Source organism: Haliscomenobacter sp., from assembly GCF_033763495.1.
Taxonomy (GTDB): Bacteria; Bacteroidota; Bacteroidia; order Chitinophagales; family Saprospiraceae; genus Haliscomenobacter.
This window is the reverse complement of the sequence record NZ_JANRKL010000096.1, coordinates 1-22,866: the sequence shown is the minus strand read 5'-3', so window position 1 is coordinate 22,866 and position 22,866 is coordinate 1. Positions and strand designations below refer to the sequence as shown.

19 protein-coding genes are annotated in these 22,866 nt (G+C 46.5%); 11 read left to right on the top strand and 8 right to left on the bottom strand.

Annotated features, from left to right (window positions below):
* On the bottom strand, positions 1 to 462 hold a 462-nt coding region (locus tag SFV55_RS10255), incomplete at its 3' end, for a nuclear transport factor 2 family protein (RefSeq protein WP_320029404.1).
* A gap of 223 nt (positions 463 to 685) precedes the next feature.
* On the opposite strand from SFV55_RS10255, the gene SFV55_RS10250 reads away from it, so the two are divergent.
* Positions 686 to 1,486, top strand: a complete 801-nt coding sequence (locus SFV55_RS10250) for a LuxR C-terminal-related transcriptional regulator (RefSeq protein WP_320029403.1) — start codon at positions 686 to 688, stop codon at positions 1,484 to 1,486.
* Positions 1,487 to 1,778: 292 nt separating this feature from the next.
* Here the strand turns inward: SFV55_RS10250 and SFV55_RS10245 are convergent, their stop codons facing one another.
* The 5 genes from SFV55_RS10245 to SFV55_RS10225 form a co-directional block, all read right to left on the bottom strand.
* Entirely contained in the window at positions 1,779 to 3,695 is a 1,917-nt protein-coding gene (locus SFV55_RS10245; protein WP_320029402.1) for an SPFH domain-containing protein, read from the bottom strand.
* A 148-nt stretch (positions 3,696 to 3,843) separates the two neighbouring features.
* Positions 3,844 to 4,719 carry an HNH endonuclease domain-containing protein gene (locus SFV55_RS10240; RefSeq protein WP_320029401.1) on the bottom strand — a complete coding sequence of 292 codons (876 nt, stop codon included), beginning with the start codon at positions 4,717 to 4,719 and terminating at the stop codon, positions 3,844 to 3,846.
* A complete protein-coding gene (locus SFV55_RS10235; RefSeq protein WP_320029400.1) occupies positions 4,716 to 5,918 on the bottom strand; it encodes an AAA family ATPase in 1,203 nt (400 codons plus the stop codon). The genes SFV55_RS10240 and SFV55_RS10235 overlap by 4 nt, the downstream gene beginning before the upstream one ends.
* Positions 5,919 to 5,976: 58 nt before the next feature.
* A complete protein-coding gene (locus SFV55_RS10230; RefSeq protein ID WP_320029399.1) occupies positions 5,977 to 7,506 on the bottom strand; it encodes an AAA-like domain-containing protein in 1,530 nt (509 codons plus the stop codon).
* A 46-nt stretch (positions 7,507 to 7,552) separates the two neighbouring features.
* On the bottom strand, positions 7,553 to 8,386 hold the full coding sequence (locus SFV55_RS10225) for a MoxR family ATPase (RefSeq protein WP_320029398.1): 834 nt from the start codon (positions 8,384 to 8,386) through the stop codon (positions 7,553 to 7,555).
* Between the two features lie 230 nt (positions 8,387 to 8,616).
* On the opposite strand from SFV55_RS10225, the gene SFV55_RS10220 reads away from it, so the two are divergent.
* The 6 genes from SFV55_RS10220 to nqrF all read left to right on the top strand — a co-directional run bounded on the left by SFV55_RS10220 (position 8,617) and on the right by nqrF (position 14,785).
* On the top strand, positions 8,617 to 10,029 hold the full coding sequence (locus SFV55_RS10220; protein WP_320029397.1) for a Na(+)-translocating NADH-quinone reductase subunit A: 1,413 nt from the start codon (positions 8,617 to 8,619) through the stop codon (positions 10,027 to 10,029).
* A gap of 2 nt (positions 10,030 to 10,031) precedes the next feature.
* Complete coding sequence (locus tag SFV55_RS10215; RefSeq protein WP_320029396.1) at positions 10,032 to 11,294, top strand: NADH:ubiquinone reductase (Na(+)-transporting) subunit B; 1,263 nt, start codon at positions 10,032 to 10,034, stop codon at positions 11,292 to 11,294.
* Complete coding sequence (gene nqrC / locus SFV55_RS10210) at positions 11,284 to 11,997, top strand: NADH:ubiquinone reductase (Na(+)-transporting) subunit C (RefSeq protein ID WP_320029395.1); 714 nt, start codon at positions 11,284 to 11,286, stop codon at positions 11,995 to 11,997. Before SFV55_RS10215 ends, nqrC begins: the two co-directional genes overlap by 11 nt.
* 6 nt (positions 11,998 to 12,003) lie before the next feature.
* Positions 12,004 to 12,708: an NADH:ubiquinone reductase (Na(+)-transporting) subunit D gene (locus SFV55_RS10205; RefSeq protein WP_320029394.1), complete on the top strand. Its 705-nt coding sequence runs from the start codon at positions 12,004 to 12,006 to the stop codon at positions 12,706 to 12,708.
* A gap of 120 nt (positions 12,709 to 12,828) precedes the next feature.
* Complete coding sequence (gene nqrE / locus SFV55_RS10200) at positions 12,829 to 13,437, top strand: NADH:ubiquinone reductase (Na(+)-transporting) subunit E (RefSeq protein ID WP_320029393.1); 609 nt, start codon at positions 12,829 to 12,831, stop codon at positions 13,435 to 13,437.
* Between the two features lie 55 nt (positions 13,438 to 13,492).
* A complete protein-coding gene (gene nqrF / locus SFV55_RS10195; protein ID WP_320029392.1) occupies positions 13,493 to 14,785 on the top strand; it encodes an NADH:ubiquinone reductase (Na(+)-transporting) subunit F in 1,293 nt (430 codons plus the stop codon).
* A gap of 409 nt (positions 14,786 to 15,194) precedes the next feature.
* Here nqrF and SFV55_RS10190 read toward each other — a convergent pair whose 3' ends face one another.
* Together SFV55_RS10190 and SFV55_RS10185 are read right to left on the bottom strand one after the other, a co-directional pair.
* Positions 15,195 to 16,139 (bottom strand): helix-hairpin-helix domain-containing protein, encoded by a 945-nt coding sequence (locus SFV55_RS10190; protein WP_320029391.1) that lies wholly within the window; start codon positions 16,137 to 16,139, stop codon positions 15,195 to 15,197.
* An 18-nt stretch (positions 16,140 to 16,157) separates the two neighbouring features.
* Positions 16,158 to 18,224 carry a ComEC/Rec2 family competence protein gene (locus SFV55_RS10185; RefSeq protein ID WP_320029390.1) on the bottom strand — a complete coding sequence of 689 codons (2,067 nt, stop codon included), beginning with the start codon at positions 18,222 to 18,224 and terminating at the stop codon, positions 16,158 to 16,160.
* 283 nt (positions 18,225 to 18,507) lie between these two features.
* On the opposite strand from SFV55_RS10185, the gene SFV55_RS10180 reads away from it, so the two are divergent.
* The 4 genes from SFV55_RS10180 to SFV55_RS10165 all read left to right on the top strand — a co-directional run bounded on the left by SFV55_RS10180 (position 18,508) and on the right by SFV55_RS10165 (position 22,806).
* Positions 18,508 to 19,620, top strand: a complete 1,113-nt coding sequence (locus SFV55_RS10180) for an SPOR domain-containing protein (protein WP_320029389.1) — start codon at positions 18,508 to 18,510, stop codon at positions 19,618 to 19,620.
* Between the two features lie 39 nt (positions 19,621 to 19,659).
* Positions 19,660 to 20,673 carry a GntG family PLP-dependent aldolase gene (locus SFV55_RS10175; protein WP_320029388.1) on the top strand — a complete coding sequence of 338 codons (1,014 nt, stop codon included), beginning with the start codon at positions 19,660 to 19,662 and terminating at the stop codon, positions 20,671 to 20,673.
* 113 nt (positions 20,674 to 20,786) lie between these two features.
* Complete coding sequence (locus SFV55_RS10170) at positions 20,787 to 21,305, top strand: PH domain-containing protein (protein ID WP_320029387.1); 519 nt, start codon at positions 20,787 to 20,789, stop codon at positions 21,303 to 21,305.
* A complete protein-coding gene (locus tag SFV55_RS10165; RefSeq protein ID WP_320029386.1) occupies positions 21,298 to 22,806 on the top strand; it encodes a PH domain-containing protein in 1,509 nt (502 codons plus the stop codon). Before SFV55_RS10170 ends, SFV55_RS10165 begins: the two co-directional genes overlap by 8 nt.
* The last annotated feature ends 60 nt before the right edge of the window (positions 22,807 to 22,866 follow it).

The window sequence follows — 22,866 nt, the reverse complement described above, 5'->3', positions numbered from 1 at the left end:
GGTGTTGGCATGCCGCCCAATCATGAGCCACTTGTCGTTTTTTTTCATCCATACATTGGTAAACCTGCGCTGAATCGTCTTTCCTGCATCGGGCGAATTACCTTTAGGTACCACCGATTCCGTTCCCATGACGAGAACCGTATTGCCATGGATGATGACTTTTTGTACATCGCGAACAAACGAGGAATAGGTAAGTAAGCCCTGCCGAATAGTACCTTCGCTGGCTTTCACAATCTGATTGAATGGATTGTTGACCGTATGGTCAGCATCCCAGTTGTTCTCCATTGCGTCCAGATCACCGCGTAGCAGGTAATCCACCTGATCCTGCTCGAGTTTGCGGATTTCTTTTTCAATGGTTTCGTTGTTGTACGAAGTTGTATTTTGTGCAACAACCGTATTTGTCTGGCCCATTGCGTTGAGGGCGCTGGTTGCTACAAAGAGGGAAAGGAGTAAGTATTTCATAAGTTGTTTGGTTTTTATAATCGATTGGTATTCATGTGAAAAAAATTAAACAAAACCTTAAGCGTCAAATTATTGCCAGCGCAAGCGCCTAGAAAACTTTTTTACAAAAGTATCATGCGCAGTCTGGTTCGGCAATACTGATTTTTCATTAAATTGCTTCTGTATGTTCAGGCAATCAACCCTCTTTGCAAAACAACTAAATACCAATTACAAAGCTTAAGCTATGGAAACCAACCATATACCCGTCGCACCTCAACGCTGGTGGGACTATTGGCAGAGTCGTGCGGAATTGGCAAAAGATGAGGAATTAGCCGGGGTGTTAAAAAGATATTTCAACCCCGATATAATTTTTTCTACTGGGCAGTACTTTTTTGCGGTGATAGAAGGAGCACCTACGCTTAAAATAGCGCACCTCCAAGGCAACATGGAGCAAATGACCGGCCATAAGCCAGAACAATTCGTAGGGAAATCCCTGTTGGACATACACCAGGTGTTGATTCCATCTGAAGATAGCCCTATTCTGTTGAGTTTCTCCCAGTTTTGCATCAACTTTTTGAGTACCATTCCTTCCGAAAGGCACAATCAAGTCAAGTTCAGTTTTTACTTCAATATTTTGCACAAAACTGGAAAATTGGTTCCGGTCATTCAACAGGACAGCATTTACACCAATGCCGATGGCATACCCGAATACTGCTTCTCATTTATCACCGATGTTTCGCATCTTAAAGCCAAGAATGACCTCGTATGCACCATTTTAATCATTGACGAAAAAGGCAATCAGCAATTCAAGTATTTCTCTCCAAATCAACTGGGTTTACAGGCTGCAGAGAAAGGATTGTTAACCGTCCGTGAACGGCAAATAATCAGTGGGCTGGCCGAAGGCTTAAGCAGCAAACAAATTGCGGTCAATCTGGGTATTGCTTTTCACACGGTTAACACCCACCGTCAAAATATGTTAGCCAAAACTGGTTGCAAAAATTCAGCTGAATTGGTCAAGTATGCCCTTGAGCAGGCGTTGATATAATTGTTCATTTGCCTATTCAAAGCCTTTTTATTTTATTGTTGCTCAACGATTTTTTAACGGATGTTAAATGTTTTAATACTGCGTATTGCTTTTGAAATTCGACGTTATTAGAGCATACCTTCACAAAAATTGCTCAATATGCCGAATCGAATTGCAATTACAGTTTTTCCTTTTTAAAAAACCCTTTCTTTGGGACACGCTCTCTGTTTTTTGAATCAGGGGGGAATTTTTCTCCCCTGAATTAAAAGAGTAGAGACGTTGTAAGCAACGTCTCTACCATCAAAAATCCTGATTAAGCCTGTTCTTCTTTTTTATCCGACTTGAGCATATCCAGCAATCTCAAGCCCAACATACCACCGATGGCACCATTGGCACCACCACCTTCGCCAGTGATGAGTACATCCGGGATGATTTTGACTTTTTCTTGCCCAATCGTTTCCATCACCTTCATTTTGGTAAAGTTGTCGCCACCCATCGCTTCTACGGCGAGGCGGTAAGCTTCGGCGCTGGATTGACCCACTGCCAGGGTCTTTTCAGCTTCCGCTTTACCGGTGATTTCAATTTTTTCGGCTTCGGCCTGCGCCATCAGCCTCACCTTTTCAGATTCGGCGGCGGCACTCATTTTGGTGCGCTCAGCATCAGCCGAGGCAATCATCTTGGTGCGTTCCGCTTCAGCCGAAGCGGCAATTTTTACCCCATTCGCTTCACCCGTCGATTTTTTCACGGCGGCATCGGCGATGCGTTCGGCAATCAGTACACCCTGATCGGCTTGGACGATCTGCTTCTGGATGTCGGCAATGGCGGTCTCTTTTTCAAGTGCCTGCCGCGTTTCCTGGGCCATTTTCTGGGTGTCGTAGGTCACCTTTTGTTCTTCGGCCAACTTACGGTCGGTCAGCGTTTTCATCAGTGAGTCAGGCGGTACGATGTCACCAATCAGAGTATCCACCCCGTGTACGTTGTATTCTTCCAACACCTGGCCAATGTGTCGTTTGGCCGAATCCTGACGGTCCTTACGTGAGGTCAGGAAGGCGATCACGTCAGCATCCTGCGCCGAGTTGCGGAAGTAGTTACCAATCGTTGGCTCCAACACCTGGCTAACCAGGTTGTGCATGCTACCAAAGCGGGCGATTACCTTGGGCGCCTCGGTGGCCGGGATATGGATGATCTGCGACACGTCGAGGTTGAAAGGGAAACCGTCCTTCGAACGTACGGTGATCGTAGACAGGTGTTTGTCCAACATGTGTGACTCGGTGCGGGCGCTGGCCCAGTTTAGCACGAGGTTGGTGGTAGGCACCAGTTCTACACGGTACAGGTACTTATTAATGGGGTATTTACCAGGGCCAAGGGGCTCTGCCCAAACGCCTTTCTGGCCTTTGGACACAATGTTACCGTGACGGAATTCGTCGCCACTGAGGTCGACACCTTCTTTACCGTAGAAAGAGATGACTACACCTACGTGACCGATCGGAATCTGCGTCATTTCATGTTCTTCAATTTGTGCAAACCAGGGGTTGAGGTTGTACGAACCAGCCAGGAGCACCTGCGGTTGTAAACCTTTGTTGCCACCGCCGCGCAAAAAGGCATCGGCATCCTGGAAGTTGTTGTGGTCGGCCACTTCACGACCAGCGATTTGTCCAACCTCAATCGGCGCACCATCCAGGGTCGTGATGATGCCCAGCATGTTTTCCTTGATTTGAGTCATCGGCGCGAGGACGATGTCAAACAGGAAGGTGTTGATCCGGTACACCCCGGTGGTGATGTAGGCGGTTTGACGGCCTTTTTGACCACCATTGCGGATGAAGGCGGCAGCATCCTGGTAGGCGTCGCAGTCGACGCGTTTACCCAAAATCGAGTTGGTCGGCAACTCATCACCGTCCTTGGCGATCAGCAAGCCGATCTGGCCGGGAGGAATAATCGTCAAAGGCTGCAAGTCGATGTTGTACTGCCAAATCCAGTACCAGAAGTGAATCCCCGGGGCCAGGGTTTGGGCCTGGAAACCCGCTTCGCCATCCACCGCGATGATCCGGTTGGGCGGTAGTTCTTTCTTTTCGCCAAAAAGCGAAAACTTCAGGGTTACGAGTCCGATTTTGTCTTCCGGCACCAGAATAATCCCCAGCAGCCTGAACCAAAAACGGTAAGTGAGCAAAAAAATCAGTATAGCGAGGAAGATACTGCCCCACCATAGTGCAACGATACCAATAGGGTTCATGTTAAAAATTTGAGTTTGTTGATTTTTGGTTTTGATGTCGTTGTGTTGTGCAACGATCACAGGGCAAGTATGGGGGTGGAAGGATTAGATTTGCTATTTTATTCGATGACGCGGGATTGGAAAGCGATGAAGGTGGGGGAAATGGGGGCTAGGGAAAAATGGTATGGATGAAGGTTTGAAAGGCGGTTTTGATTTCTTGTTGGAAAACGGGGTCAATATGGGGTAAAATGAGGGAGTCAAATTGATTTAAAATATTGATGTATACAAAAGAATATTGCTCCTGGGGTAACTGACCTTCAATCAAGTCTTCAAAAATGATAGTCATTTGATCCTGGAATTGACCAGGACTTAGTCGGGTTGGCAACAAAGGATCATTGTATCTTGACAATTGCTTTTTGATGCGGTTGACGAAGTTGTCGATAATTTTTTTGCGTTCTATAATCAAATCGACTCGATTTAAGCGATATATCTGTATGCTAATATCTCCTGAACCACTTTTACCATGTAGAACCCCTATATGATCAATGCTCAAATGATCAGAGGGATCAACTAATTCAGGATTAAGCAATAACGGAATTTCATCAAGCATACTTTGATGCAGAATGAAATATTGACTTGAATCCTGCGGATGGGTTAAAACTCTGATGCCTTTAATTGGAAAGCGGTTACCTTTTGCTCCTTGTTGGTTACACTTTTGGCATGCAAAAAGCAAGTTTGACCACTCGTTTCCTAACCAATAGTAACCTTTGTGGACTTGACCATTTGGTAAGTCTTTAGCGTCTACTTTCGCTTTGGGGCGATAATGCTCGACTTGTAAATAGGCACCACTTGTAATTTTTGACTCGCAATAGGCGCATTTATCGTGATAGAGTAAAGAGAGGGCTTCTTTTACGGTATCATGATTATAGTTCGTGGTGTACAAATTCCCATTTTGGGTTGCAATAGCAGAGCTGGTCTGTTGTAATGTAACATTCTCAATTAAGCGAGAAGGGATTGCTTGAAAATCCTTGTTAATCTTGATCATTTCAAACTCTGTGCGATTTTTTTGAGACGTTCTTTGATTTCTTCGTTGGCCATCGCTTCTTGAAAAGAATCTTCTGTGTGTAGGTCTGATAGACTGGTATTTGCACTGGGAATCATTTCTTCAAAATCAAAAATTGGTGAAGTGAGCAAACTATTTGGAAGCAGTCTGGTCAAGTCAATATCTAATTTTTCAACTGTAATACCTTCTTCGCTACTTTGATGTACCTTCAAAACCACACTCTCTTTGGGCGCACCTAAAAGTGGAATGGGGCTATGAGTACTGGAGATGAACTGGATTTTTGGAAAGATTTCTGAAAGAAGGCCGGGCAGAGCTTTTTGCCAGGTGGGGTGGAGGTGGATGTCGAGTTCGTCAATTAGTACGATGCCTTCGAGGTCGGAAGGGTCAGATATATTTGGTTGACCGTCTAATAAACGAATCACCATGTCACCAACCATAGCTATAATACTACGGTTACCAGAGGCTAATTGTTCGAATGTCTTAGGTTTTATAATCCTATTTCCTACGTCATCTTTTTCGAAATATACAACCTTGTCTTCAATTACATCAACTTCTATATCCTCAAGATTAGGCATTAGCCGCAGGAGTAATTTTTTCAGGCCATTGGCCCTGGATTTTAAATTTTCTGCTAACCTAAAATCTTTTGAAATTAACTCTTGAGAGGAACTCCGATACATCCAGTTTTTATATTCAGACTCAATATTAAGAAGAGTAGTATCTCTCCCAAATAGACTCCTTGAACGGATATTTTTTTCATTTGCAATGGAACCTGTATAAATTTGAGTCCTATTAGCTCCATATGCAACTACTGGCTTAATAAATAACAGATAAGGATTATCGGTTCTGGAAATTAAGACCATACCTTTTGAATGATAAGATCTTGGCCAAGATTGGATTGGTTTGTTTTCTCCAACTTCACCAATATTAAGAGTTGATCCGTCTTTGTACTCCGCATGTATGTTGACAATAAATTCCCCAGATTCTAGAGGAGTGTCACCGTCCCACTTACTTTCTAAACCGACTAGCAATGCCTGCAACACACTCGTCTTACCCCCTCCATTTTTCCCAGTCAAAAAAATCCATTTGGTATCAGCAGGAATACCTTCAACAGAAGCATTTTTGATGCCTCGAAAGTCTTCAATGTGAAAAGAGGTGATAGCAAAGCTGGGCCCATTGCTCATATTGGTCAAATTTTACTGCTAAAGTACGCCCTTTTTGGGAAAAAGGAAAGCTGTCAACTCACTCCCCAAAATCCTTATCCTCATCATACCCCACCAAATACGTCACGACCAGTACCCCTTCAATCGTCTCTTGATTTTCCAACACCGTCGGCGGGTACTTCAGATGATGAGGGGTGAATACCAGATAAACTGCCTGATCTAGCCCCAGTCTACTCGCATAATAAGCCAACTGCTTTTTGCCCTTTTCAAATTTGGAAGGGGAGTAGTATTTTTTGGTTTCAATCAGCAATTCGTTGTTTTGCACATTGATGATCAGGTCGGTTTTGCCCAAACCTGCATCCGCCTCGCGGTAGGAAGTACCGCCAGCTTCGAAGAGGAAGGCCGCGATGAAGGTCTCAAAACTGTAGATCAGGCCAGCCTCTTTAATAGAGGTGAATTTGCCCTGTTCGTCCTTTTCGCGAAATACACCAAAGCCGCGGCGTTTGACGTAAGCTTTGTAGGTTTCGATCAAAAAGTCGAGATTCAGCCGACCATTGGGCGTGAAAAAATCGGGGGTATACATGGAGCCTACGATGCGGCCTTGTTCGCCATTGGTATAGGGATAAAGCGCTTTTTGTAGGCGTTTTTTGTAAAAAGGCACCCAAAACTCAACATTGCCTTGGTCGTTTTTGCGCAGCAAGCTATTGGTGTGCAGTACTTTGATGGCTTCCCGATCAATGTCGAAGGGAACCTCTATTTCAGTAAAAAGCAAAGACTCTAAAAAGGGCCGGAATTCCCTGGCTTTGTTGAGAATGTTTGCAAAATTCTTGTCAATGGCCTCCATTAGGTACCATTTTTCTACCTCCAGATAATCGGCGAATTCAATTTCTGGCTTTTTGGGATGACGTGTAACGAGTTGGTAGGCAAATCCGTTGACCAGGCCTGGTTGATTGGCGGTTATTTCGCTGATTTTTTGGATGACCTCAGGTGCAAAGTGTTGCCCGGTTTCCTGTTCGTGTTGTCCAAGTAATTCAGCAGTTTCGGTGTCTGAGAAGTAAGGAATGGATAGATTTTCGGTGACATTAAAGGGACTGGCGTTGTCCTGCACCACACCAACAATGTTGCTGACGCCGACCAGAATGACACTCTTTAGGCAATGCTCGGCACGATAATGGTACATATTTCGAATGGTGTGCAAGAACTCGCCTAGTATCGAAGCATTAATGCCTTCAACTTCATCCAGAATAAAAACCAGCTTGATGCCTTTTAATTCATATTGAATGTAATTGGAAAAATCAGCTAGATTTTTCGTTGTCGTCGGCAATTCAATCTGAGCTTTGTCAAATGCGTAAGTGAGGCTGCGAAGCAAGGTTTCAAGGGTACTACTTTGAAAATTTTCAAAATTCATTTGCACAACTCTATAACCTTGCGCTTGCAGTTTTTCTTGTAGCAAGAGAAAATAAGTGCTTTTCCCGGTTTGACGAGGGGCCCAAATGGTAAAATATTTTTCGCCCTGAATCAGATCCATACCTCGTTGAATGAGTTCTTCCCTCATCACCGTGTAGTGCAGGTGTGGAAAATTCGGACCCGAGGTGTTGAAATGACGCATGTTTAAATTTTATCCAAAAATACGCAAAAAAATGGAAAGCACAGGCTCACCTACGCCGCCGCCGCCACTCCTCCAAAATATTCAAATCCTGTTCGTTTTTGATTAGACTATGCAAATGGGGTGGAAGTTGCTCTTTAAGGTCAGTTTCTGCCAAAGCACTGGCGGGTAATTGTTCAAACAACAACAAACTGATCCAATCCAGCAATTCGCTGGTGGAAGGCCTTTTTTTCAAACCAGTCACTTCCCGCAAGCCATAGAACAATTGCAAGGCATTGTTGAGCAGTTCAGTATGGATATCCGGGTAATGGACTTTTACAATATCCTGCATGGTTACCTTGTCTGGAAAGCGGATGTAATGAAAAAGGCAGCGCCGCAGGAAGGCGTCGGGTAGTTCCTTTTCATTGTTGGAGGTGATGATGACGATGGGGCGATGCACTGCTTTGATGGTTTTTTGCAACTCGTACACATAAAACTCCATACGGTCCAGTTCCAGCAACAAATCATTCGGGAATTCGATGTCAGCCTTGTCAATTTCATCAATGAGGAGCACCACGGATTCATCGGCGCTAAAAGCTTCCCAAAGTTTGCCTTTTTTGATGTAGCGACTGATGTCGTCTACTCCTTCCTTGCCCAATTGGGAGTCGCGCAGGCGGGATACCGCGTCGTACTCATACAAACCCTGTTGGGCCAGGGTGGTCGATTTGATGTGCCAGGTGAGCAGTTTTTTCCCCAGGGCATTGGCAATTTCGTGTGCCAGGAGGGTTTTACCCGTGCCCGGCTCTCCTTTGACCAACAAAGGCCGCTGGAGGTAAACGGCTGCATTGACCGCGATTTGCAATTCGGAAGTAGCGACGTAAGTAGATGTTCCTTGAAAAGACATAGCAGTTGGTTTGAGGTCCCCTGTTTCCATGGTTTCTGACTTTCAGGGTTTTGGACACCCCTGGAACGCAGGAAGCTAGGAACCCTAAAAATAAGTGCAGTTGGGGACTTGTACGAAAATATTTTATGTGCACTAGGAAAGTATATTTTTTTTACATTTGGAAGTAATTGAAGACTTTCATTTTGTTTTGTTGCGCTGCGCAAAATGCTAACCGAAAGACCAAATAGCACATGGAAAGTAGAATAGCAGAAGCTCCAACTGCAGTCAGTCCTGAAGGAGAGCCACTTATTGTGAAGCTGAGACGCGGCTTCGATGTTCACTTGTACGGGGAAGCCCCCAAAAAAGTCCATTCTGAGGTATCCGTAAATCGATTTGCTGTACAGGCACCCAACTACCTGGGCTTGGCGCCAATGCCCAAGTTGATGGTAGAGGTAGGGCAGCATGTGTTGGCGGGTGAGGCTTTGTTTTTTGACAAAAGTCGACCGGATGTACATTTTGTTGCTCCTGTAAGTGGCGAATTGATTGCCGTTAACCGAGGAGAACGGCGAGCGATTCAGGAGTTGGTGATCCTGGCCGACAAAACCATCCAATACCGCACTTACGACAAGATTCCCAGCCTGGATGCTTCAAGGGAGGAACTCATCGCTTTTTTAAAGGACAGCGGAGGCTTGACCCTGCTTCGCCAGCGACCGTATAATTTATTGGCCGATCCTGAGGTAGTGCCACGAGATATTTTTATCTCCACTTTTGATACAGCCCCTTTGGCACCCGACCTCAATCTGGTCGTCAGTGGCCGCGAAGCTGCTTTTCAAAAAGGACTGGATGTACTGGGCAAACTGACCACTGGCAAGGTTTACCTGGGCCTGGATGCACGTGGCAACGCGGTTTCCAGTGCTTTTAGCCAGGCCAAAGGAGTGCAAAAAGTGGGTTTCAAAGGCAAGCACCCGGCTGGAAATGTAGGGGTTCAAATTCACCACATTCGCCCCATTCGTTCCAAAGAAAAGGTTTGGACCTTGGGGGTACAGGAAGTGATTACCTTGGGTACCCTGTTTTTGGAAGGCAAATACGATGCTTCTCGAATCGTTGCGTTGACGGGCTCCGCCCTCGAAAAACCTGCTTATGTATCCACATATATAGGTGCGAACCTGGGCGAATTGCTGAAAAACCAGGGTGTAGCTGAAAATTCCCGCATCATTTCGGGGGATGTACTTTCCGGCAAAACCAAAACTGCCGAGCAGTTCCTGGATGTTTACGACGATCAGGTCAGCGTGATTCCGGAAGGGAATGATTATGAAATGTTTGGTTGGTTGGCACCACAAAGTGCAAGGCCATCCACTTCCCGCACATTTTTCAGCGGCATTTTTCCCTTTGGCTGGATTTACAATGCCAACACCAATACCCACGGTGAAAAACGTGCCTTCGTGGTCACGGGGCAATACGAAGATGTCTTGCCGATGGATATTTTTCCACAACATTTGCTGAAGGCCATCATTACCAACGATATTGAAAAAATCGAAGGTTTAGGCATTCACGAAGTGGTAGAAGAGGATTTGGCACTTTGTGAATTCGCTTGTACTTCCAAACAATCCTTGCAAAAAATCTTGCGCGAGGGTATTGACATGATGATTAAAGAAGGGCTATAGTCATGAAAGAAAAAATAATCAGTCTTTTCAAACGCATGGAGCCGGACAAGGAGAAATCTCCCTTGTTGCACACGGCTTACGACGCATTTTTCACCTTTGCTTTTACTCCTAACCACGTCACTAAAGATGGAGTACACATCCGCGATGGGATGGACCTCAAGCGGACGATGGTTACAGTAGTGATTGCACTGCAACTCTGCTACCTCTGGGGTACTTTGAACATTGGCCACCAGCATTTTGCTGCACTGGGCAAGTACCAAAACCTGATTCTGGAAGGTTTTCACCTGAAGCTGTTCTACGGTTTGGTACAATTGTTGCCAATCTGGATCGTATCACACGTGGTGGGTCTGGGAATTGAATTTTATTTTGCGGCACGCAAAAAACATGCGGTAGAAGAAGGTTTCCTGGTGACAGGTGCCTTGATCCCATTGATCATGCCTCCAGATATTCCCCTGTGGATTCTGGCTTTTTCCATTGCCTTCGCCGTCATCATCGGCAAAGAAGCCTTTGGCGGAACGGGAATGAACGTGGTCAATATCGCTTTGCTGGCGCGGGTATTTGTATTTTTTGCCTACCCAGGTACCATTTCTGGCGACGAAGTATGGGTGTCTGGCCTGACCAAGGCTGGCCCTGGTGGCGTGGCCGATTATGGCTGGTTCCACCTTAGTGTACTCAATCCTATTTTTGAATCCTTTGGTTGGGATACCTTCAGTCAAGGCGCTGCGGTCATAGATGGCTATTCGGGCGCCACGCCGATGGCCCTGGCTGCCAAAGGTGGCTGGGCTGCGGTGATGGAGCATTACACACCTGGACAAATGTTTTGGGGTTTGATTCCCGGATCAATTGGTGAAACCAGCAAACCCTTCATCATCATTGGCGCTTTGATGCTGATTGGCGCAGGTATTGCCAGCTGGCGCATAATGGTATCCATGGTTTTGGGTATGGTGACCATGGCCCTGGTTTTTAACCTGTGGGGTTACAATGCCTACATGGAGATTCCCTGGTATTACCATTTCTCGATGGGCAGCTTTTTGTTCGCGATGGCTTTTATGGCTACTGACCCGGTCACTGCGGCTTCGACCAACCGAGGTAAGTGGATTTACGGGTTTATGATCGGCGTTATTGGCTTGATCGTGAGGGTGATGAACCCGGCGTATCCCGAAGGCTGGATGTTGGCCATCCTGTTGCTCAACGTATTTGCACCGCTGATCGATCATTTTGTATTGCAGTCCAACATCAATAAACGAATGAAGCATGTACAGTAACCGCTATATCACGATCTATACCCTGATCATGACCCTGGTCGTATCGGTGGTACTCGCTTTTACCGTTACGGGGTTAAAACCTTTTCACGATGAAGCTGAGGCTATCTTTAAAAAACGCGATATCCTTGGTGCAATTGAAGGGCAATTGCCTAAAAAACTCGCGGACATGAGCGACGAAGAGGTGTTGAGCTTGTTTGACTCTAAGGTGGAACAAGTGGTGATCGATGCCAAAGGAAAGAAGCAAGAAGGTGTTAAAGCTGAGTCGGTGGATATGGCCGCTGAGGAAAAAAAACCTGAAGCAGCGCGTCAATACCCATTGTTTATATTCAATGGCGAACAAGGGAAAATTTACCTGACTTCGGTACGTGGGAACGGACTTTGGGATAAAATCTGGGCATACGTGGCCATCAAAGACGATTTGAACACCATCGTGGGTGCCGCCTTTGGACACGTAGGCGAGACGCCGGGTTTGGGTGCTGAAATCAAGGACAATCCCAATTTTCCGAAACAGTTTGAAGGAAAACAATTACTGAATGATCAAGGAGATTACGTTTCAGTCAAAGTGGTAAAAGGTGGTGCCAAAGATCCATTGCATGAAGTGGACGGTATTTCAGGTGCAACCATTACTTCTGTAGGCGTATCCGAAATGATGGTACGCGGCCTGGAAGTATATCTCCCTTATTTGCAAGCGCAAAAAAAATAAAGACCTATGGCTGAGACGATGACCAAAGAGGTCAAAGAAAAAGAAGAGCTGGAATGGTTTGGGCCCAAGGAGCGCAAGCTGATCACCGACCCGCTCAACGATGACAACCCGGTAACCGTACAAATCCTGGGCGTTTGCTCGGCATTGGCGGTAACCACCATGGTCAAACCTGCTTTGATCATGGCTGTATCGGTAACCTTGGTGACGGGTTTTTCCAACCTCGTTATCTCGCTGATGCGCAATGGCATTCCCAAACAAATCCGCATGATCGTCCAATTGGTGGTCATTGCGTTTTTGGTAACCGTGGTTGAACAGGTACTCAAAGCCTACAGCTATCCGGTATGGAAACAATTGTCGGTTTTCATCGGCCTGATCATTACCAACTGCATCGTGATGGGGCGTCTGGAGGCCTACGCCATGGCGAATCCACCCTGGCGTTCCTTTCTGGATGGCATCGGCAATGGAGCGGGATATGGTTTTATCCTGATCGTGATTTCTGTGATCCGGGAATTTTTTGGACGTGGTGCCATCCTGGGTTTTAAAATCCTGGGGGCAACGGACGAATTTTTACTCAATACCACGAAACATTGGTGGCTGAGTTGGTACCAGCCGAATGGCTTGATGGTACTGCCAGCTTCTGCAATCTTTTTGGTGGGCATCATTATTTGGATTCAACGTGCGCGCAATCCAAAACTGGTTGATGTATCCTAATTTTTAATGTTGAGAAGTTGAGGAGGTTGAGAAGGTTGAGGCTGCCGCGAGCGCCATTGTCAAAATCGCTTGCGGTAGCCTCAACCTTCTCAACCATCTCAACCTCCTAAACCTTTTAAAATGGACAATCTATTAAATGTCTTCATCAAGTCCGCCTTTATTGAAAATATGGTTTTGGCCTATTTCATCGGGATGTGTTCCTTTTTGGCGGTTTCCAAGTCGGTAAAAACGGCGATAGGTTTGGGTGCAGCGGTAATCTTCGTACTGGCACTGACCGTGCCCATCAACTGGGTGATCAGCGAATTGATCCTGGGGCCCAACGGGATTTTTAAAACTGACCTGACCTTTTTGCGCTTTATCCTGTTCATTGCCAGCATTGCTGCCTCGGTACAATTGGTGGAAATGGCGGTTGAAAAATATTCACCTTCCTTGTACAATGCCCTGGGGATCTTTTTGCCACTCATCACGGTGAACTGTGCCATTTTGGGTGCAGCCTTGTTTATGGTGGCCCGGTCTTATAACTTTTCTGAATCGGTGGTGTATGGCATCGGTTCGGGGGTTGGTTGGGCCTTGGCGATTGTGGCTATGGCGGCCATTCGGGAAAAGATCCGTTACTCCAATGTTCCTGCACCACTGCGGGGCCTGGGGATTGCCTTCATCCTGACTGGATTAATGGGGATGGCCTTTATGGCGCTGATGGGGATTAACCCGGCAACGTATATGCAATAGGTAATCAGCTGTCAGCTATGAGCTATCAGCATGTAACCTTCAAATTTTTACTAAAATGATCCTACTTTTCAACATACTACCGATCGTTTACGGTGCCATTGCGTTCACTGCCGTGATCATGTTGCTGACTTTTGGGTTGATTTATGCTCAAATGAAGTTGGTGCCACAGGGGAATGTCAAAATCATCATCAATGGGGATGACGAAAATCCGGTATTGGTTTCACCGGGTTCTTCCTTGTTGTCCACTTTGTCGAATCAAAACCTGTTTTTGCCTTCCGCATGTGGAGGCGGTGGCACTTGCGCCATGTGCAAATGCTGGGTAGACGATGGTGGTGGCGACGTTTTGGCGACGGAATTGAACCACCTCTCCCGGCGTGATGTAGCGGAACACAAACGCCTGGCCTGCCAGGTGAAAGTGCGCCAGGATATGAAAATCCGGGTGCCAGAAGAGGTGTTTGGCATCAAAAAATGGGAATGTGAGGTGATTTCCAATTACAATGTGGCCACTTTTATCAAGGAGTTTGTGGTGAGATTGCCGGAAGGAGAACACATGGAGTTCGAATCGGGTGGTTACATCCAAATTGATGTGCCAGAGATAGAGTGTGATTTCAAAGACATGGAAATCACTGCCCATCCACGTTTGACCGACCGCGCTCCGGATTGTTACCAACCGGACTGGGATAAGTTCAAATTGTGGGACTTGAAAATGAAAAACCGCGAGGAACAATTCCGGGCTTATTCGATGGCCAATCACCCAGCGGAGGGCAACATCATCATGCTCAATATCCGGATTGCAACGCCACCTTGGGATCGTGCAGCAAACAATTGGATGAAAGTGAATCCGGGGGTTTGTTCTTCCTACATCTTTACCCGCAAACCGGGGGATAAGGTAATGGTATCGGGCCCTTACGGTGAATTCCACATCAAACCAACCAAAAAGGAAATGGTGTACATCGGCGGTGGAGCTGGTATGGCCCCGCTGCGCTCGCACATTTTCCACATGTTCCATACCGAAAAAATGCGGGATCGGAAGGTGTCTTACTGGTACGGTGGTCGTTCGGGAAAGGAATTGTTCTATCAGGATGATTTTGAAGCAATCGAGAAGGAATTTGACAATTTCAAATTCAATATCGCTTTGTCTGAGCCACTTCCTGATGAAAACTGGACGGGTTACAAGGGCTTCATTCACCAGGTGTTGTATGAAAACTATTTGAAGGATCACCCCGAACCGGAAGAGATTGAATACTACATTTGCGGTCCACCGATGATGTTGTCAGCAGTTGAAAAAATGCTGGGCGATTTGGGGGTTCCAGAAGAGAATATTGCATATGATGATTTTGGGGGGTAGACCATTTTTTGTTTTTTTACGTAAACATGAGTCATCCCGAATTTTGTAAAAGGCCGACGAGGCAGCAATAGGAGATGGCGAGTCTTAACCTGTAGAGCGGCATTGAAGTAATTCGGTGCCGCTTTCCAGTTCTAGGGCACCAAATATTGATAAAGATGGTGGCCATTGAGTTCCAATTGCACCAAATTTAGAGCAAGAAATCAAAGATTAAAGTGACAATGGCAAGGAATATGCTAATGTTTAATACATGGCGCCTTCTGTTTTTGGTGTGGTGAGATACCCAAATTTACAGAAGGCGATTTTTTTACCCACAAAAAAACCGAATCTTGAGCTAACTCAAAATTCGGGATGACTCATGTTTGGTAATTTCTAAAAAATTGAAGAAGCTTCTGGATAAGGTACCGAAAGTTTAAAACTGCACATACGGCTTCAACTTCTCCAACTTCCCAGGCTCCAGTGCCACCAGTTCCTCCAAATCCTCCATTTTCCCAAGAGGCCCGTGTTGATCCTTCCAATTCATAATTGCTTTAGCTGCCTTAAAACCCAGGTAAGGGTGGCTCGCCAATTCATTGAAACTCGCTTGGTTGATCAACAGTGGCTTCAGGGCAGGCGTATTGAGTTGCAGGCAAGGCCGGATTTTTTGATACACTGAATCGGCCAGACCAAAGGTTTCTCTTATCTGATCAACCTGATAAAACCCGCCCAGTTTTTCTCTGAATTTGATGATGCGGTTGGCGAGCACTTTGCCGATGCCCCGGAGCGATTGCCAGGCTGCCGTATCGGCGGTATTTACATCAATGGGGACACAAGGTTGAGCACCTTTTTTGCTAAATTTCTTTCCCTCAAAAGAGCTGTAGCCGGATTTTTCAGGTTCCCCTGCCTCCAGATCGGGCTTTGCCTGGATTTGTATGTAGGATTTTGCCTGAGTAAACCAATCTTTCGGTAAGCCGTAAATTTTTAATACATCCTCTGCTTTTTTAAAATGGCCACCTTTGGAGGTGTATTTGACCCAAATGCTGGCACATCGTTTGTTTAATCCCATCTTTAGGAGTTCTTCCAAAGACACCGAATTGGGGTCAAAAAGGGCAAAGGAAGCCACAAACTTGGTTTCATTTGCGGGGTAGCGAGGCTTGTAACGATAGGTGCCCTTGGCATACCTCCCTTGCCGGGGTTTATTCCAGGCCGCTTTTGCCTGCACTGGCCTGGGAGCATTTGCCAGGCTGGTCAAATTGTAGTGTTGGGAAAAATCCAGCCATTCGGGCACTACAAAGGCTGTGAAGCATAAGAAAAGAAGCAAAACACAAGCTTTACGTTCAGTTTGAGTGTAATAAAAGAAGTCGAGAAAATTTTTCATCCTAGTCATTTTATTGGATTAAAGGTTTAAAATCCACGCACCTTGCTCAGCTGTATCGTGCACCGGAATATTCAGCTCACTAGCCAGTTTTTTTACCCAGCGCCGGGTTCCGAAACGATTGCTACCATCCAGGATGATGAGTTTGGTTCCCTTCCGAATATCTTCCGGATAAATTCTCGGATTTTGGTGGATCAACAAATAGTCGTAGGGTAGGAGAGGGGGGCTTTCATTTTCCCCCAGGATGCCCATTTTGTATTTGCCAAAAACCAAACAGCCAGATTGGAGTACCACTGGCCCCCAACGAAAGCTGCTTTGCCAATCCAATTGATGCACCTTTTTGAGGTGCAAGTGAAAGCGGTGGTTTTGTGCTGCCATCAACGCAGCCACGCTGTCTGCGTTGGATAGGCTCAATACCTCTCGCCCCTGGATCAAGTCCAAAAGCGATGCCTTAGGGACATGGTAACAGACCAATTGTTGTTGGCGCTGCGCCCGAAAAATACCTGGCCATTGCGCCAGGGCCCCAATCAGTAATAATCCCAACGCCAGGTTCACCCAGCGCAATTTCCGGCGATACAGGGCCACACAAACCAAGGCCAATACCCCATATATGCCCAGCGTAGCCAAGGCATTCCACCAAAAACCAACGATCACCGCCTGCGGCAATTCATGAATGGCTACGATCAAACCATTGAGCAATTGAATGGACCATCCTAGAATTTGACCGACCCACTCAGCCGGAATGTGTAGCGCTTCCAACAAAAAAAGGGCCAGCCCCAGCATCAACACCAGCCCAGAAAGAGGTACCGCCACCAAACCCGACAACCAAAAGAACATAGGGAATTGATGGAAATAAAAAATGCTCAAAGGCCCTGTACTGAGTTGGGCCGCAATGCCAACACTGGTCAGTTTCCAAATGTAATCCAGCACCACATTGGGTGCCAACCAACGTGTATAAATCCAGGGCTGGAAAGCCACTATTCCTGCAATGGCCAGATAAGACAACTGAAAACCAATGTCCCACAACAAATTGGGTTGCCAACACAAGAGTGCAAAAGCTGAAGCCGCCAAAATATTCCAGATGTTGTATTGCCGTACCACTGCTCTAGCACCAATGATCATTGAAAACATTACCGCTGCACGCAAAGTGGCAGGAGCTGCCCCGGTCAGTAAGGTGAAAAGCCAAATGCTACCCAACTCCAGTAACAAACCAAGCTTTTGAGCCCTTTTATGATGGGCAAACCATCCAAATAAAAACCGCAACACAATCGCCAAAACCCCTACATGTAAGCCCGATACTGACAACACATGTACTGCCCCACTATTGCTGTAAGCTTGTTTGATCTCTGGTGAAAGTTGACTGCGTTCACCTATAATCAGCGCTGCGCCTACAGCATAGGTGTCGCCGATCGGCAAATGTTTTTCTAAAATTTTTAAACAAAATTCCTGCAAAACCAGTGTAAAAGGGAGCCCTTGGTGCACGCTGTCGACCCGCCAGGCTCCTGCTGGAGCAAAAACCTGGTGGTACACGCCTTGCCTGCTGAGGTAGGTTCTGAAATCAAAAGCATCAGGATTGAGCGCTGTTTTGACCGTGTCGATGAGGCCACTCAGGTAAAGGTGCTGGCCGTTTTTGGGCAAAATTTGGGTGGTGTCTACCTTTAAATAAACCAACAGTTTGCCGGTAGCAGCTCGCCATTTTTTTACACCCAATCTAGCCTTGGCTTTTACTTGCAACAACACCCGAAAACTGTTCGCAGCGGGGCGTGTTTCGAGCACTTTTCCCCAAAAACCACAGGAATCACCTACGGCTTGCCAGGAAAAATGAGGGGCTCGATTCCATTGCTGGATTTGTTCAATCCTGAAGAACCCCAAGCAGGACAGTACCCCAAAAATTAAGGTACCAAACCAGGCTCTGGTTCTGAAGCCAGGCTTGAAAGCCAGTGCTAGAAACAATAGGCCAAGCCCTGCAAAAAAACAACAATTCCATAGCTGGAAGACTTGCCTGGAAAGCTGCCAGCAATCTCCAATCCAAATCCCCAATACCAGGGGCAATAATAGCCTGGGCATGGGCAAGGTGCGCCAATTCATAGCAAAATTACTTTGCAGGGTGCTCAGCAAGAGGAAGCCAAAAAGAAAGGTGGTGTAAAATCATTCAAAAGGCAAGCGATTCAAAAGTAATCCAATTGCGGGAAAAATCATAACTTGCTATTATTTTTTTACATTTACCACTTTAAGTATGACGCAAAAATTACTTCCCGATTTTTTAGAGGATTTTGAATAGGAAGCTCACTTGAAATGAACCGTTCGACTGCCTATTCAAAACCCAAATCGGGAAGTTAATTTTTCAGCGTTACTAAAGTCAAAGGCGATTATGGAAATTGATATTAGCAAACACATCGTGGAGCTGTTGTACGAAAACGATGTTGTCTCCCTGCCCGGTCTGGGTTCTTTTGTTGGTTCTTACAAATCGGCAGTAGTGGATCAGGTGTCGGGTACAGTGGCACCTCCAGCTAAAACCATTACTTTTGACGATAATTTAAGAATGGACGATGGGTTGCTGATCGACACGATCGGCAAATCCTATGGTGTCACTTTTGATACGGCTACGGATCTGGTTCAAAACTATGTGAGTCAAATTCGGGAAGTGCTGGACCGGCGTGAAATCGTTTCTTTCCCCAACCTGGGGCGCCTCTATCAGGATTTTGAGAAAAACCTGCAATTTTTACCCGATGCCACCAATTTCAACACCGAATCTCACGGCTTGCCGGATGTCAAAGCTTATCCCATTGCGGTTCCAGACCCTGAACCAGTGTTGCCCGTAGCAGAGGAACCCCTGGTGGTAGACAATCAACGCAATAGTGGCCCCTTACCTTCGGCAGTTTCATTGGGGCGCATGATCAATCATTGGTTAAGAGACAATGTCCTTTTGGTAGGTGTTTTGGCTACCATTGTAGTAGTCCTTTTGTTGTTCAGCATTTTGCGCAAACCCCTGGACGAAGCAACCAGCACCAACGAAACCCAAGTCAACATACCTCCTCCCATTTCGGAAGAAGAATACAAAAATGACTTCCCTGCCGAAGAAGTGCCCAAAGAACAAAAACAACCGCTAACCAGTGATAAACAAGGTGCAATTGTAGATGATGTTGAAGAAGAAGAGGCCGTTAAACCCAAGCCTAATACGCCTAAAACCACAACTACAATACCTCCTAAGGCCGTAGAGAAACCAGCTGTTACAACTCCTGCTCCAGCCCCAGCTGGGGATAAAACGGGTATCATTGCCATCGGCTCCTTTAAGGATCAGGCTAATGTTGCCAAATTGGTAGAAAAAATCGCAGCCGCTGGTCTGACTCCTTATAAAGCAGCAAATGGAGGCCTAACCCGGGTCGGTGTTCAATTCACTTACAGCACTCCCGCCGAACTCAATGCTATGCTCAGTACCGTGCGGAAGAAATTTGAACCGGGTGCGATTATAATAAAAAGATAAACGTTGAGGAACCTACCTCAACCTCCTCAATTTTTTTCCATGATCAACCTTATTTCAGATACGGTAACCAAACCAACGCCCGGAATGCTGCAAGCCATGCTACAAGCCGAAGTGGGCGATGATGTATTTGGCCAGGATCCTACTGTAAATGCACTTGAAGCCAAAGCCGCAAAGATGTTTGGCAAGGAGGCAGCACTTTTTTGCCCTTCTGGCACTATGACCAATCAAATTGCCATCAAGGTCCACACTCAACCCCTGGATGAGGTCATCTGTGACGAATACTCACACATATACCAATACGAGGTAGGAGGTTACGCCTTTAATTCTGGCATTGGGGTCAATTTGATCAAAGGAACCAATGGCAAAATCACTGCTGAACAAGTAGCATCGGCCATCAAACCCGTTTACGATTGGTTACCCATCAGTAAACTGGTGGTGCTGGAAAACACCTGCAACAAAGGTGGTGGAAGTTTTTATACCCTGGATGAAATTCGACCGATCCAGCAGGTTTGCCAGGAGCGGGGTTTGGGCTTGCACCTGGATGGTGCCCGAGTATTCAACGCTCTGGTTGAAACGGGTGAAAGCACCCAGGCTGTGGGTGAGGTTTTTGACAGCATTTCCATTTGTTTGTCCAAAGGACTAGGGGCACCGGTAGGCTCATTGTTGATCGGCTCACAGGCTTTTATCCGTCAGGCCCGACGGGTGCGCAAGGCTATGGGGGGCGGGATGCGGCAGGCTGGTTTTTTGGCCGCAGCAGGCATCTATGCCCTTGATCATCAGGTACTGCGTTTGAAAGAAGACAACGATCGGGCTAAACTACTAGGTGAAACCTTGTCCAGGCAGGCTTATGTTGATAATGTTCGCCCGGTGCAAAGCAATATTGTCATTTTTGACCTCAAAGCTCCATGGACCGCAGAAAGTTACCTGGCTCATCTGGCTGAGCGGGGCATCAATGCTTCCGCCTTTGGCCCTCAGACAGTGCGCTTTGTAACCCATCTGGACGTAACCGCGTCCATGATTGACCAGGTACTGGAGGAAGTTACCAAAGTTTAAGAGTTGAGGAGTTGAGAAGTTGAGGAGTTGAGACTACAGTAGAAACTTAGACCCAACATAATCTAAGTCGCTGCGGCAGCCTAAACCTCTCAACTCCTTATAAACCCATACCCATGCTTTTTGAAAACCCGCAGATCGCAACCCATGAGTTACCCAGCGTAGAGGACGTTCAATTTCAGCGTTTACCGCCCCAAGCCCTCAAATTACGTACCATCGGCTGGTGCATTACGCAGGGAATTATATTGTTTATTTTATTGGGGGTGTTTTTATTTGGAGAGGTATTTAAAAAGCAGTGGCTCTGGATTTTTATTTTTAGCCTTTGGGCTTTGCAAGCTTTGTATTTTTTCTGGATGGCACGCAAGCGATTTTTCTGCGAAGGGTATGCGGTGCGGGAAAAAGACATCATCCACACCAAAGGGTACTGGTTGCGTACCCAACTCACTGTGCCTTACAATCGGGTTCAACACGTCGAAATTGAACAGGGGCCCTTGGCACGGGCATTTGGACTTGGAGGAATCAGCGTGTACACCGCTGGTGACAGTGGTGGTGACTTAAGCATTTCAGGCATCGAATACCAGGAAGCAGAACGCATCAAGCAATTTATTGCACAAAAAGTAGGGAGTGATGAGTGAAAACAGCAGCACCCCCTTTTTTTTCCAGCCAAGCCGACAATCTCCGGTAGCCATTCTACTGATTTTGGCGCGCCTGATCCGTTCCTTGATTGGCCAGTTTTGGCCTGTGCTCTTACTGTTGTTGTTGCGGCGGCGCTCGGCCAATAGCAGCCAGTTTTGGGTTTGGGTTGGTATTGGCATTACCATTCTTTCGGTGATTCGTTCCCTAGTGACTTATTTTCGCACGCGTTTTTACATCCATGAGGACGAGTTTATCTTGGAAAAAGGAGGATTTACCCGTCGCCGCCTGAGTGTACCACTTGACAAGATTCAGACCATCACCTTTCAACAAACTTTTCTACACCGCCTTTTCAACGTCGTAAGCATTGAGATGGATACTACGGGAGCCAAAGGTTCCGAAATCAACCTCAATGCTTTGGATGAGGAAAAGGCACGGATCCTGCGCGACTATCTTTTGCGCTGGAAAAAGGAAAATGCCAACGCTGCTCCCAATCTGGAAGCTGCTCCCCCCGCACCTGAAGTCGAATTGCTTAAAATCGATCTGGCTGCCCTTTTGCGGATTGGGTTGAGCCAAAATCATTTGCGCTCGGCAGGGATTCTTTTTGGCTTGCTGGCGAGTTTTGCCCGGGAAATTCAGCCTATTTTGGGCAAATCCACCTACAAATACCTGGAGGAAGAATGGGGATTGACCTTTAACTTCTTCTGGACTTTTGCACTCTGGATCATCGTATTCTTTTTGCTTGTTTCAGTGATCGCGACTTTGGCTCTGACCATTGTTCGCTTTTACAACCTGCGTTTTGTCCAAACCGGAGAGGGCTTTCGCCTGGAAGCAGGTTTGTTTACCCGTCGGGAACAGGCCGCATATTTGCCCAAAATTCAATTCCTGCGTTGGAGTTCCAACCCTTTGCAACGCTTTTGGGGCATGTACAATCTGCGCTTTTACCAGGCTGCCGGACAGCAACTCCGGGGTAAACAAACCTTACAAGTCCCCGGCTCGTACCTGCACCAGATAGCTGCGGTTCAAACGGCTTATTTCCCCGGGCACGACCAGGTGCAGTGGGACTGGTACCGCCCCCATCGCTTGTACTTCCACCAACGCTTGTTCATTCTGGGGCTTTTACCTTTGTTGGGCCTGATTGTAAAGACCAGTTTTGATTTCAACTGGTTTTGGTTTATGATCACCTTGTTGTGGTTGCCCGCAACAGCCTGGTGGCAATGGAATTTGTTGATGCGAAAACATTACGGGCTGTGCCAGCAAGGTTTATGGGTGAAATCTGGATTTTTTACCCAATCTCAAATATTGCTACAATGGACCAATGTTCAGGGGATTGAGCTCAAGCAATCGCGCTTGGAAAAACGTTTCGGGGTAGCAGACCTGACTTTTTATACCGCGTCGGGCGAGGTCGAAATCGAAAGCCTGCCCTTAGACATGATCAATTCTTTAAGGGATTATGTATTGGCTAAAATAGAGGTTGGGGTTGAGAAGGTTGAGGGAGGTTGAGGCTCCGCGAGAAGTATTGTCAATGTCGCTTGCGGAGCCTCAACCTTCCTCAACCTCCCT